Annotated in this window: 15 protein-coding genes; 7 read left to right on the top strand and 8 right to left on the bottom strand. The window is 72.6% G+C overall.

The genetic code is table 11. From position 1 onward, the window contains the following. Window positions 1-543: 543 nt before the first annotated feature. The 3 genes from IEY56_RS18680 (at window position 544) to IEY56_RS18670 (ending at window position 5,744) form a co-directional block, all read left to right on the top strand. Window positions 544-3,426 (top strand): ABC transporter substrate-binding protein, encoded by a 2,883-nt coding sequence (locus tag IEY56_RS18680; RefSeq protein WP_189038378.1) that lies wholly within the window; start codon window positions 544-546, stop codon window positions 3,424-3,426. Window positions 3,427-3,727: 301 nt separating this feature from the next. Continuing rightward, on the top strand, window positions 3,728-4,339 hold the full coding sequence (locus IEY56_RS18675; RefSeq protein WP_189038377.1) for a hypothetical protein: 612 nt from the start codon (window positions 3,728-3,730) through the stop codon (window positions 4,337-4,339). A 193-nt stretch (window positions 4,340-4,532) separates the two neighbouring features. Beyond that, on the top strand, window positions 4,533-5,744 hold the full coding sequence (locus tag IEY56_RS18670; RefSeq protein ID WP_189038376.1) for a chitinase: 1,212 nt from the start codon (window positions 4,533-4,535) through the stop codon (window positions 5,742-5,744). A gap of 111 nt (window positions 5,745-5,855) precedes the next feature. Here IEY56_RS18670 and IEY56_RS18665 read toward each other — a convergent pair whose 3' ends face one another. From IEY56_RS18665 to IEY56_RS18650, 4 genes are all read right to left on the bottom strand, one after another. Further along, window positions 5,856-6,389 carry a GNAT family N-acetyltransferase gene (locus IEY56_RS18665; RefSeq protein ID WP_189038375.1) on the bottom strand — a complete coding sequence of 178 codons (534 nt, stop codon included), beginning with the start codon at window positions 6,387-6,389 and terminating at the stop codon, window positions 5,856-5,858. A 181-nt stretch (window positions 6,390-6,570) separates the two neighbouring features. Continuing rightward, window positions 6,571-7,284: a DedA family protein gene (locus IEY56_RS18660; protein ID WP_189038374.1), complete on the bottom strand. Its 714-nt coding sequence runs from the start codon at window positions 7,282-7,284 to the stop codon at window positions 6,571-6,573. A 128-nt stretch (window positions 7,285-7,412) separates the two neighbouring features. Next, window positions 7,413-9,218 carry an alkaline phosphatase D family protein gene (locus tag IEY56_RS18655; protein WP_189038373.1) on the bottom strand — a complete coding sequence of 602 codons (1,806 nt, stop codon included), beginning with the start codon at window positions 9,216-9,218 and terminating at the stop codon, window positions 7,413-7,415. Between the two features lie 556 nt (window positions 9,219-9,774). After that, on the bottom strand, window positions 9,775-10,440 hold the full coding sequence (locus tag IEY56_RS18650) for an HNH endonuclease family protein (protein ID WP_189038372.1): 666 nt from the start codon (window positions 10,438-10,440) through the stop codon (window positions 9,775-9,777). Window positions 10,441-11,217: 777 nt separating this feature from the next. Between IEY56_RS18650 and IEY56_RS18645 the strand changes: the two genes are divergently transcribed. From IEY56_RS18645 to IEY56_RS18630, 4 genes are all read left to right on the top strand, one after another. Then, window positions 11,218-11,802, top strand: a complete 585-nt coding sequence (locus IEY56_RS18645) for a TMEM165/GDT1 family protein (RefSeq protein ID WP_189038371.1) — start codon at window positions 11,218-11,220, stop codon at window positions 11,800-11,802. Window positions 11,803-12,156: 354 nt separating this feature from the next. Continuing rightward, entirely contained in the window at window positions 12,157-13,248 is a 1,092-nt protein-coding gene (locus IEY56_RS18640) for a hypothetical protein (protein WP_189038370.1), read from the top strand. Window positions 13,249-13,620: 372 nt separating this feature from the next. Then, window positions 13,621-14,694 carry a peptidoglycan-binding protein gene (locus tag IEY56_RS18635; RefSeq protein ID WP_189038369.1) on the top strand — a complete coding sequence of 358 codons (1,074 nt, stop codon included), beginning with the start codon at window positions 13,621-13,623 and terminating at the stop codon, window positions 14,692-14,694. Between the two features lie 243 nt (window positions 14,695-14,937). Further along, window positions 14,938-15,603, top strand: a complete 666-nt coding sequence (locus IEY56_RS18630) for an HAD-IA family hydrolase (RefSeq protein WP_189038368.1) — start codon at window positions 14,938-14,940, stop codon at window positions 15,601-15,603. A gap of 222 nt (window positions 15,604-15,825) precedes the next feature. Here IEY56_RS18630 and IEY56_RS18625 read toward each other — a convergent pair whose 3' ends face one another. Genes IEY56_RS18625 through IEY56_RS18610 form a run of 4 tightly spaced genes read right to left on the bottom strand, consistent with a single transcriptional unit; the run spans window position 15,826 to window position 20,453 of the window. Then, window positions 15,826-16,152, bottom strand: coding sequence for an antibiotic biosynthesis monooxygenase family protein (locus IEY56_RS18625; RefSeq protein WP_189038367.1), 327 nt, complete (start codon window positions 16,150-16,152; stop codon window positions 15,826-15,828). Continuing rightward, a complete protein-coding gene (locus IEY56_RS18620) occupies window positions 16,094-17,107 on the bottom strand; it encodes an ECF transporter S component (RefSeq protein ID WP_189038366.1) in 1,014 nt (337 codons plus the stop codon). Before IEY56_RS18620 ends, IEY56_RS18625 begins: the two co-directional genes overlap by 59 nt. Beyond that, complete coding sequence (locus tag IEY56_RS18615; RefSeq protein ID WP_189038365.1) at window positions 17,104-19,101, bottom strand: ABC transporter ATP-binding protein; 1,998 nt, start codon at window positions 19,099-19,101, stop codon at window positions 17,104-17,106. Before IEY56_RS18615 ends, IEY56_RS18620 begins: the two co-directional genes overlap by 4 nt. Further along, on the bottom strand, window positions 19,098-20,453 hold the full coding sequence (locus IEY56_RS18610) for an energy-coupling factor transporter transmembrane component T (RefSeq protein ID WP_189038364.1): 1,356 nt from the start codon (window positions 20,451-20,453) through the stop codon (window positions 19,098-19,100). Before IEY56_RS18610 ends, IEY56_RS18615 begins: the two co-directional genes overlap by 4 nt. Between the last annotated feature and the right edge of the window lies 1 nt (window position 20,454).

The raw sequence follows: 20,454 nt of genomic DNA, 5'->3' as shown, positions 1-20,454 counted from the left end.
TCGGCCGGTCACCCCGGCCGAGTGCACGTGACCGCATGCGAGCGGAGCCGTGCGCCCTCGTCGACGGCCTCCGTGGACGAGGGGCTGCCGATCCTTGCCTGGTGCGGCTGTGATCGGGGTCCGGTGGTCCCCGCGGTCATCGGCCACGCGTTCGTGAGCGCGGTCAGCGTGGGCATGGTCAAGGAGTTCGCCGATCGGGACGCCGCCCTGGATCCCCTGCACATGGGGCTGCCGGGCCGGCCCGGCTGGATCGCCACGGGTGCGTTCGTCGCGGTCCTCGCTGTGCCAGGGCGACTTCGGGCACCACCCGACCTCGCGTACACGGCTCCTGTCGCGGCCAGTTCGCTGCAAGCGCCGTCATCGAGGCAAAAGGCCTGCTATCAGCGGCAATTGCCCGTGGCGCGGTCCAGTGGGCGAGGTGTCGGATAACCGCTTGTGGCCGTGTGATGGTTCGGTGACATCCTTGTTGCTGCATCTGACGATGCAACAGACTCCCGTTCGAGACATTCGTTCTGGATGCGACAACTACGGGGGAACAGACTGATGCCTGGAGCCGACGCGGACACCAGCAGGCGGTACGAGACGACACCGCATGTGGCGGGGATGCTGAACTCGCTGTTCAGGGAGTTCCGCAGGCGCAAGTCGATCGCCGTGCCCCAGTTCGTGCTGCATCCGGCGTCCGACGGCTCCGCGGCGGACGGGCAGGTGCTCGGCGTCGTCGAGGAACTCGGACATGAGCTGGCGGAACAGGGTATTCGCTGCGCGAGGGTCAAGCCGTGCGCGCGGTCCGAGAGTGAACTGCACCCGCGCGTACGCGCGTTGCACCTGCTCCAGGAACTCTGCGGCAAGAAGCCCGGGCCGGGGCGGGAGCCGTGCGTCGAGCCGGATCCCTGGGAAGGCGGCCGAGGGCAGTACAAGCCGTATGTGTTTCCGCGCAGCGACCTGCTGGCGACGATCGAGGACGCCGTCGCACGGGAGGCACGGGAGAACGGCCGCGCGAGCACGGAGGAGCTGCTGAAGCGCCTGAACGGCAAGGGGTGGCGTCCCGGCGGCACCCACTGGGCCACGCGGCTTCGGGGCCAGGCCATGGACGCCTCGAAGACGCTGCCCGCGCTGCTGATCGCCGTGATCGCCGTGGTGGTCGCGGACAAGCCGTGGTACGTCACCCTGGGGTTCGTCGCGGCCGCGTTCGCGCTGCTCATCGTGTTGAGCGTCCTTCCCGGCAGGGCTCCGGTGCTGCTCGTGCTGCGCCGGGAGATCCGCTGGTTCCTGGGGACCACCTACCTCAACCAGGGGCCGCGGGCTGAACGCGGAGAACGCGGGACGTGGCGGCTCCTCCGCCTGTGGCCGCCCGGCTCGGTCCGGCAGCGTGTCGAAGCGGTCGCACGCGACCTCCGGGACAGCGGGCTGCTCGTGGACGGCTGGCCGGACGAGGCCGCCGAGGACGCCCAGCGGCGCCATCTGCAGCTGCGCGTACACGCGTTACGTGAGGACCTTCGCGACGCCCATGCCGCCAGGTCGCTGGATCTGCGCGGTCGCAAGCGCCCCACGCCCCCGGTGCTCCTCCTGGCCCCGGCGGGCAGAGACGACGGCTCCATCGAGCTGATCAAAGCGATCAGCGACATCCGCAGCGTCCGCAGCGAACTCGATCCGCTTCTGCTGATCGCCGCGGTGGGGCGCGACGACGTCGGCGAGCTGCAGAGCAGCTTCGAAGCCCCTCTCCCCGCACAGCCCATGACAGGGCCGGTATCGGACATCCCCGAGTACGCCGACTGGAACCGCAGCCGGCGGGTCAACCAGTCGCCGAGCACGCGCGGCAGCACCCTGCCCTGGGTGCTGCGGATCCCCTTGTCCGACGAGTGGCTGCGCGAGGCCCGTACCGGCCGGCGGAGGATCACGCCCGCCGTCAGGCCGCGCTGGACGTGGCTCTGGTCCTCGCCGGCCCTGGTCCTCTTGTTGTCTGCCGCGGCGCTGGGCCTCTGGTTCTACGACGCCCACCTGGGCGAGCGTTACTGCGCGGGCGGTCTCAGCGGCGTCAACCGCGATTCGGAACGCGTGCGGATCGGTGGCAACGACCCCGAGTGCGTGGGTGTGGCCACGGGTTCCGTCTCGTTCCCCGAGGCCGGCAAGGTGCAGAAGCTCATCCGTACGGCCAACAAGCAGATCCGCCGTCAGGACCATGTGACGGTCGTCTACGCGGGCCCGCTGAGCGGCAGTACGCAGGGGCAGCTGACGAAGGGACTGCAGGAGCTGCGCGGCGTCCATCTCGCACAGAGGTCCATCAACGAGGAGTCCTCGGTCAAGCTGCGGGTGCTGGTGGCCAACGGCGGCCGGGACATGTACGCGCAGAAGACCATGGCCAGGCACATCATCCAACTGGCGGACAGGGACAAGTCGATCGTCGGCGTCGTCGGGATGGGCCGCGACATGACCGACAGCGACGACGTCCAGGAGATGTACCGGAAGGCCGATCTGCCGGTGGTCTCCAGCACCAACTCCGGTACACACATGGCCCGTTATCCCAACTTCTTCGGCCTCGCGGGGACCGACGAATGGCAGAACGACCAACTCAGGCTCATCGCGAACCAGTTGGTGCCCGCCCCGGAGAGGGGCAGGGCCGTCGTCCTCGCGCGCGACCACGGCAAGAACAGCCACGACCAGTACACCAAGGAGCAGAAGAGGTACGGCGGGGAGATGCTGGCCGACGCCGGCTACCAGGTGGACTCGCTGCCGGACTACAAGCTCAGTAACGGGCAGCCCGTCCTCGACAGGCAGATCGAAGCCGTCTGCGCGGAGGAAGAGGTGCCCCAGGCCCTGTACTTCGCGGGACGGTCCGAGGACGTGACCCCTCTGATGAAGGGCATCGCCTCCAACGACCGCTGCAACAGGGAGAAGATCGCCGTCCTCGCGGGCGACGACCTCTCGAAGGCCCGCTTCGGTGAGGGGACGCACGTGGCGAAGAACGTCACCATCTACCACCTGGTTCTGACCGCGCTGGAGCAGTCCCTGCCGGGCTCGATCTTCCTCGGGCGCCTCGACAAGCTGGAGGACGAAGGCAAGGCGGACGACCTGGGCCTCACCATGGACGAGGCCCTGCAGAAGGACGGAGTCTCCTCGAAGCTGGACGACGGCCAGACCGCGCTGTCGCACGACGCGACCGAGGTCCTGCACCGGGCGGCGGAGAGCGACGGGCAGGCCAGGAGCCGCGCCGAGACGTGGGCCGCTCTCCGGCAGACCGACTTCACCAGCCTCGCGACCGGACGGATCAACTTCACCGAGGGCGCCGACGACACCGGTCACAGGTTCGCCGTCTCGATAGTGAAGGTCACGAACCGGGACGGCCGTGACAACGACAGGAAGATCCTCTGCTCCCGGCAGGCGGGGCCGGGCAAGGCGCTGACGGAGGAGGAGTGCTCGGTCGAGTGAGCCGCCCAGCGGCTCTGCGACCGTGGCGGAGCCGGGTACCTCCTCCGCGGCCGCGCTCACTCCGAGAGGGCGGGATGCCCTGAAGTCCCGTACGGGCGACGGCGGTCGGGGCCTCTCTCCGTGTCGGCCGGGAGGTGCGGCGGGGCCCGCCCCGGACCGGTGCTCTCCCTGCCGGGCCGGGAACCGGGGGCGGGCGGGACGCGTCCTCCGCAGATGTCCGCGGTGAGGGGCAGGCGGTTCCGTTCCCCGTACGCCGTGGACGTGGGGCACCAGACCGACCGTCGAAGAGGGGAAGCGCACCGTGGAGATACGCAAGGCGCACAAGGCCGGGCTCGCCGTTCTGGCCGCACTGGGTCTGCTGGCAGCGGGCTACGGCACGGCGAGCGCCGGGACCGGTCCGCATCCGGCCGAGGCCGGCGGGCTGGGTGCGGGGGCCGGTCCGAAGGAAGAGAGGCCGGCCGCCGCGGACGACGACTTCCAGTCGACGCTCGAACTGAGCGACGGCCGGAAGGTGCACGTGCGTCTGGTCGAGGGGACGGGCGCGCAGGAGCGTCACACGACGGCCGGTTCGGAGAAGTGGAGCGAGTGGCAGACGCTCTACGAAACGGAGTCCGACCGCTGCCAGGGGGTCGATCTCCAGGAGAAGGACGGCACCGTCTCGCTGATCGCGGACTTCGGCCGGTTCTGCTACGACGGTGAGCCGCCGACGGAGTCCCTCGCCGGGGTCGGCACGGAAGACCTCACGGACTGGGACATCGAGCTCACCGAGGACTTCGACGGCTGGCAGGACTCCTCCATCACCGGCGAGGGGAGCAAGGTCCTGTTCGTCTACAACAGCGACTTCGGCCTCTACACGATGCGCTGGAACCGGGGCGAGGGCTTCTCGGAGATCGTCGAGACCGAGAAGGAGTGACGAGCACGGCCCCGCCCCGTCCCCGACCCTCCGTGTCAGTCGGAGCAGGGCGGACGGGGCGGGGCCGGGGGCGGCTGGGGGTGCGGTGCGGGCCGGGCGCGGGACACGCCCGGCGCGGGTGCGGGCGTCGAACGTCCGGTGTGATCACCATCTCGGTACAGGGGAGGGAAACCCAGCCGAGATGAGGGACCGGATGAGAACGCTGAATCTGACCGACCTTCGCTCCCACCGCCAGATCCCGGCCGCACCGCGGCGGCCCGACGGCGTGCGGCCCTCCCGGACGGGAGCCCTCACGTCGCGGAGAGGCACGAACAGACCCGGCCGGCTGGCCCGTACGGGAGCCGTCGCCGCGCTCGTGGCCGCCGCGCTCGGTTCGACCACGGCCGCCGCGACCTCGCACGCCGCCCCGCCGCGGCCGGAACTGCGGCAGCACCACCCGGCGGTGTGGTCGCAGCCCCAGCCGGTGCGGCAGCCCCAGCCCCTGCCGCCGCCGCGTACGGAAGCCCCCGATCTGCCGCCCGCGCCGATGGCGGTGGCGCCCTACCTCTCCCTCGGCTGGGGCAGCCCGCCGGACGTCGAGACCGTCATGGCGGCCACAGGGGTCCGCTGGTTCACGCTCGCGTTCGTCCTCAGCCAGGGGACCTGCACCCCGCGCTGGGACGGGTACCGGCCGCTCACCGGCGGCGTCGACGAACGCACCGTGAAGGCCGTGCGCAAGGCGGGCGGCGACGTGATGCCGTCCTTCGGCGGCGGTCTGGGAAAGAAGCTGGAGCAGAGCTGCGCGGACGCGGAGGCGCTGGCCGGGGCGTACCAGAAAGTGATCGACGCGTACGGGCTGAAGGCCGTCGACGTCGACATCGAGGCCGGCGCGTACCGCAGCGAGACCGCGCAGCGGAAGATGCTGGGAGCGCTCAGCATCGTCCAGCAGGCCAATCCGGGCCTCGTCGTGTACGTGACGCTGCCGAGCTACCGCTCCGGGCCCGACCGCTCCCTGATCGACCGCGCGGCCGCGATGAAGGTGGAGCCGGACGCATGGAGCATCATGCCGTTCTCCTTCGTCCCGTCAGCGAAGGGCGAGGACATGGGCCTCATCAGCACGCGGGCGGTGGACGGGCTGAAGGACCGGCTGCGCAGCGCCTACGGCTACACGGAGAAGGAGGCCTACGCGCACAGCGGTGTCTCCTCCATGAACGGGATCACCGGGGAGGGGGAGACGATCACGGCGGAGCACTTCCGCACGATCGCCTCGCACGCACGCAAGCACGGGCTGGGGCGGCTCACCTTCTGGTCCGTCAACAGGGACCGTCCGTGCGGGGCACGGCCGTACCCCGCCGAGGACGCGTGCTCCGGGATGATCCAGGAGCCGTGGCAGTACACCCGAGTCCTGGCCCAACACGGGCGCTGAACAGGTCGGTTCGGCCCTTCCGCCTGGCAGCCGTGGGGGTGTTCCCGGCGGCCGTCGTGCCGGGGACGCCCCTCCCAGAGCGAGTCGACGTGCCCCGAGCGGCCGGGGCGGTCAGAGCCCGAACGCCGGCGCGTAGTGGACCGTGCCGCGCGGCAGTTCGCCCCCGTCGAGGGAGAGCGCCAGGAACGCGTCATCGGGCCACTCCTGCCCGTGCGGGGGCACGATGCCGAATCCGGAGCAGGGGGAGAAGCCGAAGCGCGGATAGTACGCCGGGTGTCCGAGGACCACGACGGCGCGTTCGCCCGCTGCTCGTGCCGCGTCCAGGGCGGAGCGGATGGCCGCACTGCCCGCGCCCCGCCCCTGATGCTCCGGCAGGACGGCGCAGGGCGCGAGGGCGAGAGCGGGGGAGTCACCGATGCGGCACCGGGTCAGCAGCGCGGTGCCGACGGCCTCCTCGCCGGAGAGGGCCAGGTGCGACAGGTGCGGGAGCCAGGCGCCGGGGTCCTCGCGGAGCGCGTCGACGAGATCGGCTTCGTCCGGGGTCTCGAAGGCCGCGAGAGTGATGCGCCGCACTGCCGCGGTGTCCTCAGGGCGTTCGGCGCGGGTCGTCCAGGAAGGGCCCAGCGGGTCCGATGGTGAACTCATGCGGCTCATCGTCGTCGCTGGGGAGGCGCGGGGGCACGTGGTTTTCCCGTGGTGCCGTCAACGACCGGGCCGGGCGGGTCACCGGGAAGCCGTACCCCGGGCCGTAGAGGGGAGAGGGGGAGCCGCACGGAGGGCATGGCGTCCGGGGGCGCGGACGCGGCCGACTCCGGGACGCCGGGTCTCACACCGGCTGCACGGTCTCGAACTCCCCGTCCTCCGCCCCGGGTTCACCGCTTGCTTCCGGCTGTGCGGCGTCGCAGCGGGGCCTGCGGCGCAGCACGTACGCGGCCAGGGTGCCCGCCGCGAACAGCGCCAGCACCGACACGGCCGTCCCCAGCCACGAGGCTCCCAGCCAGCGGCCCCCGAAGTACCCCAGGCTCACGCTGTACGCGGCCCAGGTCAGCCCTGCCAGAGCGGACCAGGGCACGAAGTCCTTCGCGCGCCGGTGAGCGGCGCCCGCGGTGAGGCTCACCACCGAACGTCCCGCCGGGGCGAACCGGGCCAGTACGACCAGCGCGCCTCCGCCGCCCGCCAGGGCGTGTCCCAACTTCTCCTGGGCCGCCCGGAGATGGGGGGAGCGGGAGAGCACCCGGCCGAAGCGCCCTCCGTTCCGCCGGGCCAGGCGGTACGCCACGAGGTCCCCCACCACGGACGCGGTCGCGGCGCACAGCACGAGGGCCACGATCTCGGGGAGATGCGGGCTCTCAGCGGCACGGCGTGCATGACTCGGGAGGTCGGCGGCATCTGCGGCGGTGGTCCCGGCAACGGCGGTGGCCGCCGCGACGACCAGCACCCCGCTGGGCAGCACTGGAACGAAGACGTCCAGCAGGACGGATACTGCGATCACCCCGTATATCCATGGGGATCCGGTCACGGACCCCAGGATTTCCAGCACTGTCTCCCCCGTTCGTCCCCTTCGCGTCCGTCCCCCGAGCGTTCAACTGCGTCGGGACAGAGTACGCGTGAGCGGCACCGGTGTGGTGACCGGGGCGTGCGGGAACGATCTCGGCTCTGTCTCAGCAGTCACATGCCCCGCGGATCGTCCTCGGGGGTACCGGCGAGTGGCGTGCGGTACACGCAGTCCAGCCGCGAACTGCTGCCGCGGCCCTCACCGGGCACCCCGCCGGGGCTGTCGGCGCCTTCCGGCACGGCGCGCGCCTGCTCCAGGGAGAGTTCGGCGGAACGGCCCCTCAGCCGCAGCGTCATGAGCTGGTTCCCGAACCAGGGGCCACCCGTGCGCCGCCACTTGACGGGCGGGCGCCCGGCACGTCCGTGCCGCGCCAGCGCACGGCCGAGCCAGCGTCCGGCCCGGCTCCAGCCGAAGCGGAAGCCCCAGCGCATCACCGCGGGAATGCTGTTGTGCATGGGGGAGCAAGTCAGCTGCAGGACACGCGAGTTGACGGTGCCCGCGAAGCGGGGCTCGCTCGTGTAGGCGTGGTGCACGTCCCCGGAGAGGACGCTCAGCGTCGCCGGCGCCCCGCGTGCGGAGGCGACCTCGTGGAGCAGCTCCGTCAGGGCGTCGAAGGAGTTCGGGAAGGCGGCCCAGTGCTCCAAGTCCGCCTCACGGCGCAGCCGTTCACCCAACCGCGCCCAGCGCGGACCGCGGGACCCACGGCACAGGGCCGCGTTCCACGCTTCGGCGTCGTGGATCGCCGGAGGCAGCAGCCAGGGCAGCGACGTGCCGATCAGCAGGTGGTCGTACGCCCGACCGCCGCCTGACGCATGGCTGGCGGTGCCGCCCCGGGGGTGGGGCCCGGTGCCGCGCCCCGCGTCGTGGGCCGCATCGTGCCCGGGGGCGCCGCCGTCCAGCGCCGTCAGCATCTGCTCGCGCAGCCACGCCATCTCCCGCTCGTCGAGCATCGCGCGCTTCTGCTCGTCGAGGACGCGCCCGGCCCGGGTGTCGAGCATGATCATGCGGACCCGGCCCAGGTCCCGTCGGTAGCTCCAGCGGACGCTCTCGGGATACAGGTCCGCGCGGGCTGCGAACTCGCGCAGCACTGCCGTGCCGTCCTCGGCCTCCCGCACCGCGGTGAAGACCGGGTCCTCCGCCAGCTCACCCGGCGAGAGGTTGCCCAGGTGCTGGTACACCCAGTACGAGGCGAGCCCGCTCACTATGCGCTCGCGCCACCATCCGGTCTCCCGCATCTCGCGGCGCCAGGAGTCGCTGGTGTTCCAGTCGTCGATCACGTCGTGATCGTCGAAGATCATGCAGCTCGGCACCGTGGAGAGCAGCCAGCGCACCTCCGGGTCGAGCCAGGACTCGTCGTACAGCAGCGTGTACTCGGAGAAGTCGGCCACCTGCTCCCACGGGGGCTCCGACAGGTCGCGCCGCTCGGCGAGGCCGGCCCGCACGCGTTCCGAGGTCTCGTCCGCGTAGACCTGGTCGCCCAGCAGTAGCAGGACGTCCGGACGTTCGCCGCCCGCGAGGGCGCGCTGCGCGAGGGCGTCGAGAGCGTCGGGGCCGGCAGCATCGTGCGAACTCGCGGAGGGGCGCGCCGCCCAGCGGCAGGAACCGAAGGCGACGTCGAGGGCGCCGGTGCCCGGCGATGGCGTGCGGATAGTGCTCGGCGGGAGGGACGAGCCGGGTTCGGGCCAGACCTCGGCGCCGTCGAGGAGCACGCGGTAGGCCGTGACGGTGCCCGGTTCGAGACCCACGACGGTGATCAGGGCGTAGTGATGGCCCGAGATCTGCCAGGTGCGGGCGCTGCCGCCCGCACTGCCGTCCTCGCAGACGACCTCCGCCTCGCACGGGCCGTCGGTCTCGATCCAGATCGTCGCCGTGTCCTCGTCGAGGTAGCGCAGCAGCGGTCCCAGGCGGAGCCTGACCATGGAAGTTCTCCCTCCGTCGCTCGCAACGCTACGGAACGACCGAGGAGATCGGCGAGTTTCCTGCGCCGGGAACGTTCCTCTGTACTTTTTCGTGACTTTTGGCCGTGGGGTGTCGGCCTCGATCGGGGCGGGGCTGGGGGTCGGCAGCCGACGAGAGCGATGCTCTTGGTTTTGACTGGGGGTGCTGGATGAGAGCGGTGCTCTGGAGTGTGTGCGGTGAGTTCGGGGGAGCGGCGCTCTCGGATGTGCGCGCCGCTCTGCAGCATTCGCGCTGTCCGTGCCGAGAGCGTTGCTCTCTCGCCAGTGCCCGCTCTGCGGCCCGAGCAGTGCTCCACCAGCTTGCTGCGCCGCGCGTCGCCAGCACCACGTCTATCGCCGCGATCGCCGACCCACGAAAAGAGCACTGCTCCGGTCCGCGATCCGATCCCCTGGGGGAGCGGCGCAAACCCGGAGCAGTGCTCCACGCCCGCTGCTCAATCACCAGTGCTCTACGGCCACTGCTCTACGGCCGATGTCCTTGGAGCGGTGCTCTACGACAGGAGCGGGGCTCCCTGCGTCAGCAGGTGCCCAGGGCCTCCGAGAGGGCGCTCTTCTCGGCGGAGTCCGCGGTCAGGTCGTAGGTGTCCTTCACCCAGACCCACATCCGGGCGTAGGTGCAGTGATAGCCGGACTCCGGCGGCATCCACTCGGCGGGGTCGCGGTCGCTCTTCGACTGGTTCACGTTGTCCGTGACCGCGAGCAGCTGTGCGATGTCCAGGTCGTTGGCGAGCTTCTCGCGCTCGGAGTCCGTCCAGGAGCTGGCGCCCGAGGTCCAGGCCTCCGCGAGCGGCACCATGTGGTCGATGTCGACGTCGGAGGGGTCCGTCCAGCTGCCGCCGTCGTACGGGCTCTTCCAGGTGCCGCTCGTCGGACGGCAGTCGTCGCCCGTCTCCACGCCGGATCCGTCCCGCTTGAGGACGACCTCGCGGGTGTCGCATCCGTCGCCCTGGTTGCTCCAGTGCGGGAACTTCTCGCGGTCGTAGCCGTCCATCGAGCCCTCGGCCTTCTCCGTGAGGCCCTCGAGCATGGTCTTCGCCTCGGAAGCGCTCGGCGGTGCCGGCGGCTCGGCCTGGGCGGGGGCGCCGATGAACAGCAGCAGCCCGGCGCAGGGAGCAGCGAGAGCGGCCGTTATGACCGACTTGCGTCGACGCGCGTAGAGCTTTGTGCGTATGCCCTTTTGCATACGAACTCCTCCGGTGTGGGGGGCTATTTCGAGGTGTGCACCTCGTTGTCCGACGATGCCGACCTCTGGTTTCCGGAAGGCAGGCGCCAGGTAACAGCCTGACGACGTGTCCACGTCACATCAAGCCCTATGGCACTTTTGGCTGTTGCGTGCGCAGGCTCGCAACAGCTCGGCGCGCCCCCTAAGTTGCGATGCGCCCCTTCTGTGCCAGCTCGGTGTCTTACGAGCCGGCTGCCTGGGGAGCCGGCTGCCTCTGTGCCGGCCGCTGACAGGGCGGTGCGCCCGTTTCAGCACTCGCCCCCGGGGTCTTGGCGGTCCACGTCCTCCCGGCGGTTCCCTCGTCCGCCCGCGCCCGCTCGCTCCTGTCACTCGCCGCGCGGACGGCTGCCGCATGGCCGGTGCCGGGCTCGCCCATGCCGGGCCGCCGGGTCGCCAGGTCGCCGGGTCGCCGGGTGCCGGATCGACGGTGCGCGATCGCAGTCGAGCGGCGCGTCGTCTAGCCTGGGCGGCGGCAGAAGGGGAGTAGCTCTTCGCCGGACCGTCGACATACTGGGCGTTCCCTCTCCGCGCGGCGCAGCCTCACGGCAGCCGCGCCGGCGGGTGGCCCGCCCCGGCGCCCGGAGTGCGGCACTCGCGTCAGTCCGTGGGAAACGGGCTGTGCGCGGTCGCGGCACCAGCGAGACCTTCGGCAAGCAGCGTCCGTATTGCATCTGTCGACGCTGTCGTGCCGAGGTGTGCGCTGCGACGGCACGGCAGCACAGGCTCCGAGGAGCTCCCGTGATCAGCCTTTCCGTCGCCGCCCTCGTCTTCGGCGTCGTCTTTCTCGCCGAGCTGCCCGACAAGACCGCCCTCGCCGGGCTCATGCTGGGCACCCGATACCGCGCCTCGTACGTGTTCGCCGGTGTCGCCGCCGCTTTCGTGGTGCACGTCGTGCTGGCCGTCGCGGCGGGCAGCGTCCTCACCCTGCTGCCGCAGCGCCTTCTGCAGGCCGTCGTGGGCGTGCTGTTCCTCGCGGGGGCGCTGGTGCTGTGGCTGAAGAAGGACGACGAGGACGAGGAGCAGGTAAGGACGCCCGCCGATCAGTCCTTCTGGAAGGTCGCCTCCAGCGGCTTCATGCTCATCCTGGTCGCGGAGTTCGGCGATCTCACGCAGATCATGACGGCCAACCTCGCGGCACGCTACGACGATCCGCTCTCCGTGGGCCTGGGTGCGGTGCTCGCCCTGTGGGCGGTGGCCGCGCTGGGCATCCTCGGCGGGCGCACGCTGATGCGGTTCGTGCCGCTGCGTCTGATCACCAAGGTCGCGGCGCTTCTCATGGTCGGTCTGGCCGCGTTCAGCCTGTACGAGGCGGCTACGCCCTGACCCCGGGCGGGGAGCCGGGGCGGTACGCCGCGCGGAGTCGTGCCGCTCCCGCGCCCGTCGCGCTGTCGCGACGGGGGGCGGTGCCCTACGACGTCCCCTGGTCCCGGCAGACTCCGTGTGCCCTTCCGGCCCCAGCCCCGACCCCCGTCCCCCGGTGCTTCCCGCCCCAGAGCCTTCCCGTCGTCCCGTCGTCCCCCGCAGTGCCGTTCCCGCTGCGCCTCGTTCGTACCGTGCCCGGGAAGTGCCGCGGTGCGCTTACTCTGTTGCTCCTGCGATCCGGCGGCCATGAGCTGCGGCGCAGCGGCATCACGCGAAATTCGATACTGCAACAGGACGACGGGGTGGACTGATCCGATGAAGAGACCTGCAGGCATAGCAGCGGGCATGTGTGCGATCGCACTGTTCGCGACGGCTTGTAGCGGCGGCGAGTCGGGCGGGAAGCCCGCCGCGGAGGAGGCGCCGCAGAAGGATGTGGTTCAGGCCCGTCCGATCAAGGTGGACGGTGCGCAGCAGAAGATCACGTGGACGGACCTGAAGAAGGAGTCGCACCTTCTCGAGGCCGCCCCCAGCGAGTTGGCGCGGGGGTCCGCCGCGGACCTCAAGGACGTCCGGCTCGACGGCGACCTGAAGAAGATGGTGCCGTACTACCTGACCGTCTCCTTCGTGAACAAGGGCGAGAAGACGCTGGAACGCCCGTCCCCCGAGCGGGACTTCGCGCTCGCGGGAGCGGACGGGCAGGCGGGCAAGCGGATCACCGTCTTCGGGACCTCGCTGTCCGGGAAGTCGGGTCTGCCCGAGGCGTGCGCCAAGAGCGGTCCGGAGGAGCTGAAGCCGGGCGGCAAGGCCACCGCCTGCTCCATCGTGATGATGCCGAAGGACCGGGAGCCCGTGGTCGTCTCCTACACGGGCACGGACGGAGAGGGCCGGCAGACCGCCCCCGTCATCTGGAAGGCCGGGAAGGGCGAGGGCGAACCGCCCAGCGGGGTCCTGCCGTTCGGGAAGGCCGGGCAGACCGAGGTCGAGGACGCCGACGGCCGTACGGTGAAGGTGCGGGCGACTCCCAAGAGCGTCCGGAGCGGAAGCCTCTCGGACCTCAGCAGCTTCAAGCTGCGCGGCGAGCAGAAGAAGTCGGTCCCGTACTACGTGACGTTCGAGTACCGCAACGACGGTGCGCACAAGCTGCTTCCGCAGCTGAACCAGCAGATCGAACTGCGCGCGGTCAGCGGGAGGCCCGCCCAGCATCTGACGCTGATCGACCTCAGCGGACGGGCCTTCGCGCCGTGCCCGAAGGCGAAGCCCGACGGGTTCCTGAAGCCCAAGGGGTCGGTGACGGAGTGCTCGGTCTTCCTCGTCCCCAAGGGCGACTCGCCCATCGCGGTCGCCTTCACTCCGAAGGACGGCGGGGCGGAGACGCTCACTTGGCAGGCGCCGAAGAGCGCGCGCTGACCGGCCCTGTCCGCAAATCTGCTGAAGTAGCCGCATGTGTGACCTGGTTGAGCGATCGTGGAGTGGTGGTCGCACGGCGGTTTTCGGCCACCTGAGCCGTGGCGATTCCGGGCTCCCGGCGGGACGCGTTTCCCGACGGGGGCCCGGTCCGCTGTTCGGGGAGTTCCCGAATGTCCTGGCTACGGCGTCAGTTGGGGTGGTGCGGCGGAATGCCGCGCGGAATGACGATCGTCACCCTTGGGGTGTCATTCCGGACTCCGGTTGACCCGGGTGTCCTCGCCCCGCGTAAGGTGCACGGCTGGACAGTCACTGGCGATTCGGGTGGAGCGGCCGTGCACGGAGTGCGGTGGTGAGACCCAGGGAGGGGCCGGGATGACGGCGCACAGATGCTGCCCGGGGTGCGGGGCCGAACTCGCGGCGGACGGGGCGACGTCCTGCGGCTGCGTGGGCCCGTTCACGGCCGAGCACGTCGACCCGATGCACATACGCCCGTATGTGGATCTGCCGGAGCCCTGCGACCCGGACCGGTCGACGCCCGATCTGGAGCCGTTCGCCCGGTGCGGTACGGGTGAGACGGCGGAGCTGCCCGCCGTGAGCCCGGACGGCCTGAACGCCGCCGACGACCCGAACGGTCCGCGCGACCCGAACGGCCAGTACGAGGACGACCCCGCCGCGCCCGGCGACCACCCGGAGGCGGGCGCGGCATACGAGCCGTCCGTCTCGCTGCGGGCGGGTTCGGGCCGCAGGCGCGCGCCGGGGCGGGGCGGGAGGCGGCGAGCGGCCGCCCACGACGACGCCCCGAAGCGCCGCCGCGGTGCCGTGGCCATGGCGGCGGCCGGTGTGGTCGCCGCGCTCGGTGCGGGCCTGCTGACGACGCAGGCGTTCACCGGTGACGACGCCGGCGACGACCGGAGCCTCAGCGAGGAGGACCGCGCCCTCCCCGAGATCCCCAGCGGCGGACCGACCGATTCGCCGTCGCGCAGCAAGAAGGAGACGCGGGAGGCCGAGCCCAGCGCCGCTCCGTCCCGTACCGGCGACGACCCCTCGCGTGCCGACCGCGGCAACGAGGACCCCACCGGCCGCGACGCGGTCCCGCCCGCCCCCAGCACTGACCCAGGGGATCCCAGCAGTCCGGACGACGACGGCGACGACGAAGGCGGCGGCCAGGGGCGGCCGGACCGTCCGCCGCGTCCGCCGCAGGAGTCCACGCAGCCGGGCGGGGAGACGCTGCGGCCGGGCGACCGGGGCGAGGAGGTCGAGGAGCTGCAGCGCCGCCTCAAGCAGGTCAGGGCGCTGGACGACGACGAGCCGGAGGACGGGGTCTACTCCGAGGACGTGTTCCGCGCTGTCGCCCGTTTCCAGGGGCGCAACAACGTGCGGGGCGACCGCTTCGGCGAGTACGGACCGTCCACCCGCCAGGTGCTGGAGTCGCAGACGAGGGGCTGAGCCGGACGCGGCCGACGGAAGTGCGGGCGGGCCGCCCACTGGCGCGCCGCCCCCGCTCTTTGTATCGTGATGAAACAAAGTGGTTCCGCCCGAGCTCATACCTGACGGATGGGCGTCCTCGACCGGCGGGCGGAGCCACCTTGGCTTTCCGCATCACGCACGGCCCCGGCGACGCTCCCGGCCCCGGTTCAGGGGCGGCGCGGCTGCGCCCGGGACGTCACCCGACCAGGGAGCGCACCCCGCATGCCGAACCACCGATCGTCCCTCACGGCCCGCGGCCTGCTGCTCGACATGGACGGCACCCTGGTCGACTCCGACGCCGTCGTCGAACGCGTATGGAGCGACTGGGCGGTCTCGAAGGGCCTCGACCCCGCTGACGTGCTCCGCACCGCCCACGGGCGGCAGGGCCATCAGACGATGGCCGAGCTCTTTCCCGGCCGCCCTGCGGAGGTCAACCACGAGGAGAACCGCGCCCTGCTGGCCCGGGAGACGCGCGAGCTGGACGGGATCGTCCCGGTCGGGGGCGCGGTGGAGTTCATGACCGCGGTGCGGCAAGTGCCGCACGCCCTGGTCACGTCCGCCGACACGGGTCTGGCGACGGCTCGCATGGCCGCGGCCGGTGTGCGCATGCCGGACGTCCGCGTCACCGCGGAGCAGGTGAGCGTGAGCAAGCCGGACCCGGAGGGCTTCCTGAAGGGGGCCGCCGAACTGGGGCTCGCCCCGGAGGAGTGCGTGGCCTTCGAGGACTCGCGTCCGGGCATCACCGCGGCGCTGGCTGCAGGGATGCGGGTCGTCGGAGTGGGCGCGCGTGCGGCGGCGTACGGGCCGACGGTGCACGTCGGCGATCTGACGCGGGTCGCGGTGGAGCGGCTGCCGGACGGCGCGGTCCGCCTCCACTTCGCGAACTGACGCGCCACGCGGGCCCGTTCACGACGTTGCCGGCCCGCTCACGGCGTTCCGCGGTGCGCGGCCTCAGCCGGTGAAGGCCCCTGCGGCGTCGCGTCCGGTGTCGGCCCGCCGCCAGGGGCGTCCGCCGGCGGAAGTCGCGCGGGGCCCGGGGTCGCCCTGGCGGCAGGCTTCCGGCCCGGGCCCCGGCCGGGATCGGTGCTTCTCCGGGGCGCCCCTCCGAGGTCAGTCCGTCTTCGGGGAGGCCTGCTGGACGACCTCGAAGGACCACAGCGTCGAACCCGAAGCAGCCGGCTTGGGACGCTCGGAGCCGCCTTCGCCGCCCTGGTGGGCCTGCTTCATCGGGCCCTCCATCCACGCCTGGAACGACTCCTCGTCACGCCACCGCGTGTACACCAGGTAGTCGTCGGTGCCTTCGAGCGGGCGGAGGAGCTCGAACCATTCGAAGCCGTCCGAGCCCTCGACGGCTCCGGCACGGGACGCGAAACGCTTCTCAAGGACCTCCCGCTGCTCCGCCGGGACGTTCAGGACGTTGATCTTCACGATGCTCATGCGCCCCATCCTGCCCCAAGGCGTCCGGGGGCACGTGCCGTGGTGCGCCGGGGTGCGGGGCGGGACGGAAGCCGGCCGGCGCCTCGAACGCGGCGCGGCGCGTGGCACGGCGGAGCGCGCGCAGTACGGGCCCGCCGAGGGTGAGGATCAGTACGACGGTCAGCGTCGCCCGGGGCACGTCCCAGCCGAGGGAGGTGGCCAGCACGTACGTGGCGAACCGGGCGAGGTTCTCGGGCAGCGGGTCGCCCGGGACGAAGGAGATGCCGGAGCCGAGCCCCGCGATGTAGGGCCAGCCCTGGAGGTTCATCACGAGCCCGTAGGCCAGGGCCGCGGGGGCGCCGTACCCGGCGAGCATCAGCAGCTCCCAGCGTCCGCGGACGCGCCGGGGCCCGGGCAGGAGCCCGGCGCCCATGGCCACCCAGCCCATGCTGAGCATCTGGAAGGGCATCCAGGGTCCGGCGCCTCCCGTGAGCAGGGCGCTCGCGAACATCGACAGGGCGCCCAGCACGAAGCCGAACCCCGGCCCGAGCACGCGGCCGGAGAGCACGATGAGGAAGAACATCGGCTCCAGCCCCGCGGTTCCCGCACCGAGCGGTCGCAGAGCCGCGCCCGCCGCGGCGAGGACGCCGAGCATGGCGACGGCCTTCGCGTCCATGCCGGTGTCGGCGATCGTCGCGACGACCACGACCAGCAGCAGGGGGAGCAGGGCGGCGAACAGCCAGGGCGCGTCCCGTGAATGGGCGAGTCCCGACGCCGAGTCGGCGAGCAGCGGCCAGCCGAAGGCGGCGACGCCCGCGGCGCTGGTGAGGACCAGGGCCGCGACGGAGCGGGGGCCGAGGCGGACGGCTCGCGGGGCGCGGGGGGTCGGCGCAGGGCGCGAGGGTGCGGAGCCGTGCGGGCGGGGGGCGTGCCGTGCCGGTTTCGCGGGTGCCGCTTCCCGGGTGCGCAGGTTCATGAGGCGTCCCCGGCCCCGCTGCCCGGCACGTCGGCCCGGTCCGACCAGTCGGCTGCGTCCGGGCCTTCGGGGCTGTCAGGTCCGTCGGGGCCGCCCGGTGCGTCCGGCGGCCCCGTGCCCGCCAGGGCCGCCCTCACCTGGGGCACGGTCAACCAGCGCTGCGGTGCGAGGATCTTGGCCACCTGCGGGGCGAACGCGGGGGAGGAGGTGACCACTTCGGACGTCGGACCGTCGGCGACCGTCTCGCCCTGGGCGAGGATCACGACCCGGTGGGCGAGTTCGGCGGCCAGCTCCACGTCGTGGGTGGCGAGGACGACCGCGTGCCCTTCGGCGGCCAGCGCGCGGAGTATGCGCACGAGACGGGACTTGGCCGCGTAGTCGAGGCCGCGGGTGGGCTCGTCGAGCAGGATCAGCGGCGGACGGGCCGTGAGCACGACGGCGAGGGCCAGCACGAGCCGCTGCCCCTCCGAGAGGTCCCGCGGGTGGACGTCGCCGTCCACACCGGGGAGCAGTTCCGCCACCAGCCTCCGGCAGGTCCCCTCCGGGGCGTCCGCGTCGGCGTCGGCGGAGGCGCACTCGGCGGCCACCGTGTCCGCGTACAGCAGGTCCCGGGGCTCCTGCGGGACGAGGCCGACGTGCCGCAGGAGCCTGCGCGGCGCTGTACCGGCGGGAGCGAGCCGCTCGCCGCCCCCGACCGCGACCGTTCCCGAAGTGGGGGCGTGCAGGCCCACGAGAGCGCCCAGCAGCGTGGACTTGCCCGCCCCGTTGCGTCCCATCAGGGCGGCGACCTCTCCGGCGTGCAGCGTGAGGTCGACCTCGTGGAGCGCGGTGACGGCGCCCCGTACCAGCGTCAGCCCGGCCGCGCGGGCGAGCAACTCCGGTGCCGTGCCGCCGTCTGCCGGGGGCGCGCCGGAGCGGTGCGCGGCGCCCGCGCGGTCCGGGGCGGGGCGCAGCACCGCGCGGAGGCGGGAGCGGAGCCCGTCGCCGGAGCGGCGCAGTGAGTTGCCCGGACGGCCCGTTGTCGCGCCGGGGGTCTCGACGGTGCGCGGGGAGCGGCCGGCCGGGCGGTCGTCACGGGAGGGCGGTGTGACGGGCTCGGGCAGGGGGGCCAGCTCCTGCCGCAGCGGTCCCGCCCGGCGGCGGGCGTCCCGTACGGACATCGGCAGCGGCGACCAGCCCGCGAGCCGCCCGAGCGCGACCACCGGGGGGTGCACGGGGGAGAGGGCCATCATCTCGGCGGGCGTGCCGATACGGGTGCCGCCGCCCGAAGTGCGGCAGCCCGCGCTGTCGCCTGCCGTGCCGCCGGCCGCCGGGTCCGCCGCTCCGCCTGCCCTGCCGTGCGGGGCGTCGAGCAGGAGCACCCGGTCCGCGTACTGCACCACCCGCTCCAGCCGGTGCTCGGCCATGAGCACGGTGGTGCCGAGGTCGTGCACGAGCCGCTGCAGGACCGCGAGGACCTCCTCGGCCGCCGCCGGGTCGAGGGCGGAAGTGGGTTCGTCGAGGACGAGGACGCTCGGGTGCGGGGTGAGTACCGAGCCGATGGCCACGCGCTGCTGCTGCCCTCCGGAGAGCGTCGCGATGGGGCGGTCGCGCAACTCGTTGAGTCCCAGCAGGTCGAGGGTCTCCTCCACGCGGCGGCGCATCGTGCCGGGGGACAGGCCCAGCGACTCCATGCCGTAGGCGAGTTCGTCCTCGACCGTGTCCGTGACGAAGTGGGCCATCGGGTCCTGCCCGACGGTGCCGACGACGTCGGCGAGTTCGCGCGGCTTGTGCGTCCGGGTGTCGCGGCCCGCCACGGTGACGCGTCCGTGGAGGGTGCCGCCGGTGAAGTGCGGTACGAGGCCGGAGACCGTGCCGAGCAGAGTGGACTTGCCGGCGCCCGACGCACCGACCAGCAGGCAGAGTTCGCCTTCCGGGATCGCCGCGTCGACCGGGCCCACCGCGGGCTCCGCGGTGTCCTCGTAGCGGACCGAGACCTGCTCGAAGCGGATCACAGGGCGGGCTCCTCGGGTGCGGACGGGCGGAGTCGGGAGGCGGCGGACTCGGCGGACGGGACGGGCGGGCCGGAAGCGTCCGGGGTGCCGGCGGTGGCTGGGCGGCCGGAGACGCTCCCGGGAGTTGAACTCCCGCCGTGCGCGGGTCCGTCGGGAGAAGCGGGCCGGGACGGCGCCGGGACCGGCGCCACCAGCGCCGGCAGCAGTCCCACCAGGAGCCCCGCCGCCGGCCACAGCGGCAGCGGCGGCAACGCCAGGGGCACGGCGGGCGGTTGCAGGGCCTCCGGGAAGACGTCTCCCGCCGCCACCAGTACGGCGCCGGCCGCCGCGCCCGAACCGGCGACGAGCCACGCGCGGGTCCCCCAGCGCTCAGGCCGGTAACGCGTACGGAGGCTGCGCCGCCCGCCGAGCCGCAGTCCGGCCAGCGCGAGGACGGCCCCGGCCAGCAGCAACGGCAGCCCGTAGGCGCCCCCTTGGGCGGTGAGCAGCGCGAACGTGCCGGTGCAGACGCCCAGCAGGCCGCCGAGCGTGAGTGCCGCCGTGGCGCGGCGCACAGCGGGGGAGACGGGTGCGGAGCGTCCGTACCCCCGCGAGTCCATCGCGGCCGCCAGCGCGACGGAACGCTCCAACGCGCCTTCCAGCACGGGCAGTCCGACCCGCAGCAGCGCCCGTACTCCCTTGTCGGTCCGTCCCCGCAGCCGGCGGGCGGCCCGCAGCCGCTGTACGTCGGCGATCAGGTTCGGAGCGAACGTCATGGCGACGACTGCGGCCACTCCCGCCTCGTAGAGCGCCCCTGGCAGGGACTTCAGCATCCGTGCCGGATTGGCGAGGGCGTTGGCAGCGCCCACGCAGACGAGCAGGGTGGCCAGCCTCATGCCGTCGTAGAGCGCGAAGACGAGGCCCTCCGCGGTGACCCTGCCGCCGACGCGAACCCCCTGCGCCCAGCCGGGCAGGGGCACTTCGGGCAGGGTGACGATCACGACGCTGCCGGGGATGGGGGAGCCGAGGAAGAAGGCGAAGACGAGCCGGATCGCCAGCACCGCGAGCCCCAGCTTGAGGAAAGCACCGTAGGAGCGGGCCCAGGGGGCGTTCGTGCGGCGGGAGGCGACGACGTAGCCGGCCACCGCGCACAGGAGCATCAGCAGCAGCGGGTTGGTGGTGCGCGACGCCGCGGTGGCCAGGCCCAGCGCCCACAGCCACCACGCGCCGGGGTGCAGCGCCGTACCGCGCCGGGCGAGGGGCGCGCGCAGCCGGTGCGGCAGGGTGCCGGTGCGCGGCCCCGGCAGGCCGCTCGGGGCGTCCGGCCGTGGTGAGCGGACGCCGCGGGCGCGGGCGGTGTGCTGCCCGGTCATC

Origin of the sequence: Streptomyces daqingensis (assembly GCF_014645895.1) — a bacterium.
In the GTDB taxonomy this organism is placed as follows: Bacteria; Actinomycetota; Actinomycetes; order Streptomycetales; family Streptomycetaceae; genus Streptomyces; species Streptomyces daqingensis.
Note: the sequence above shows the minus strand (reverse complement) of the source record. Positions and strands in the feature narration are given on the sequence as shown.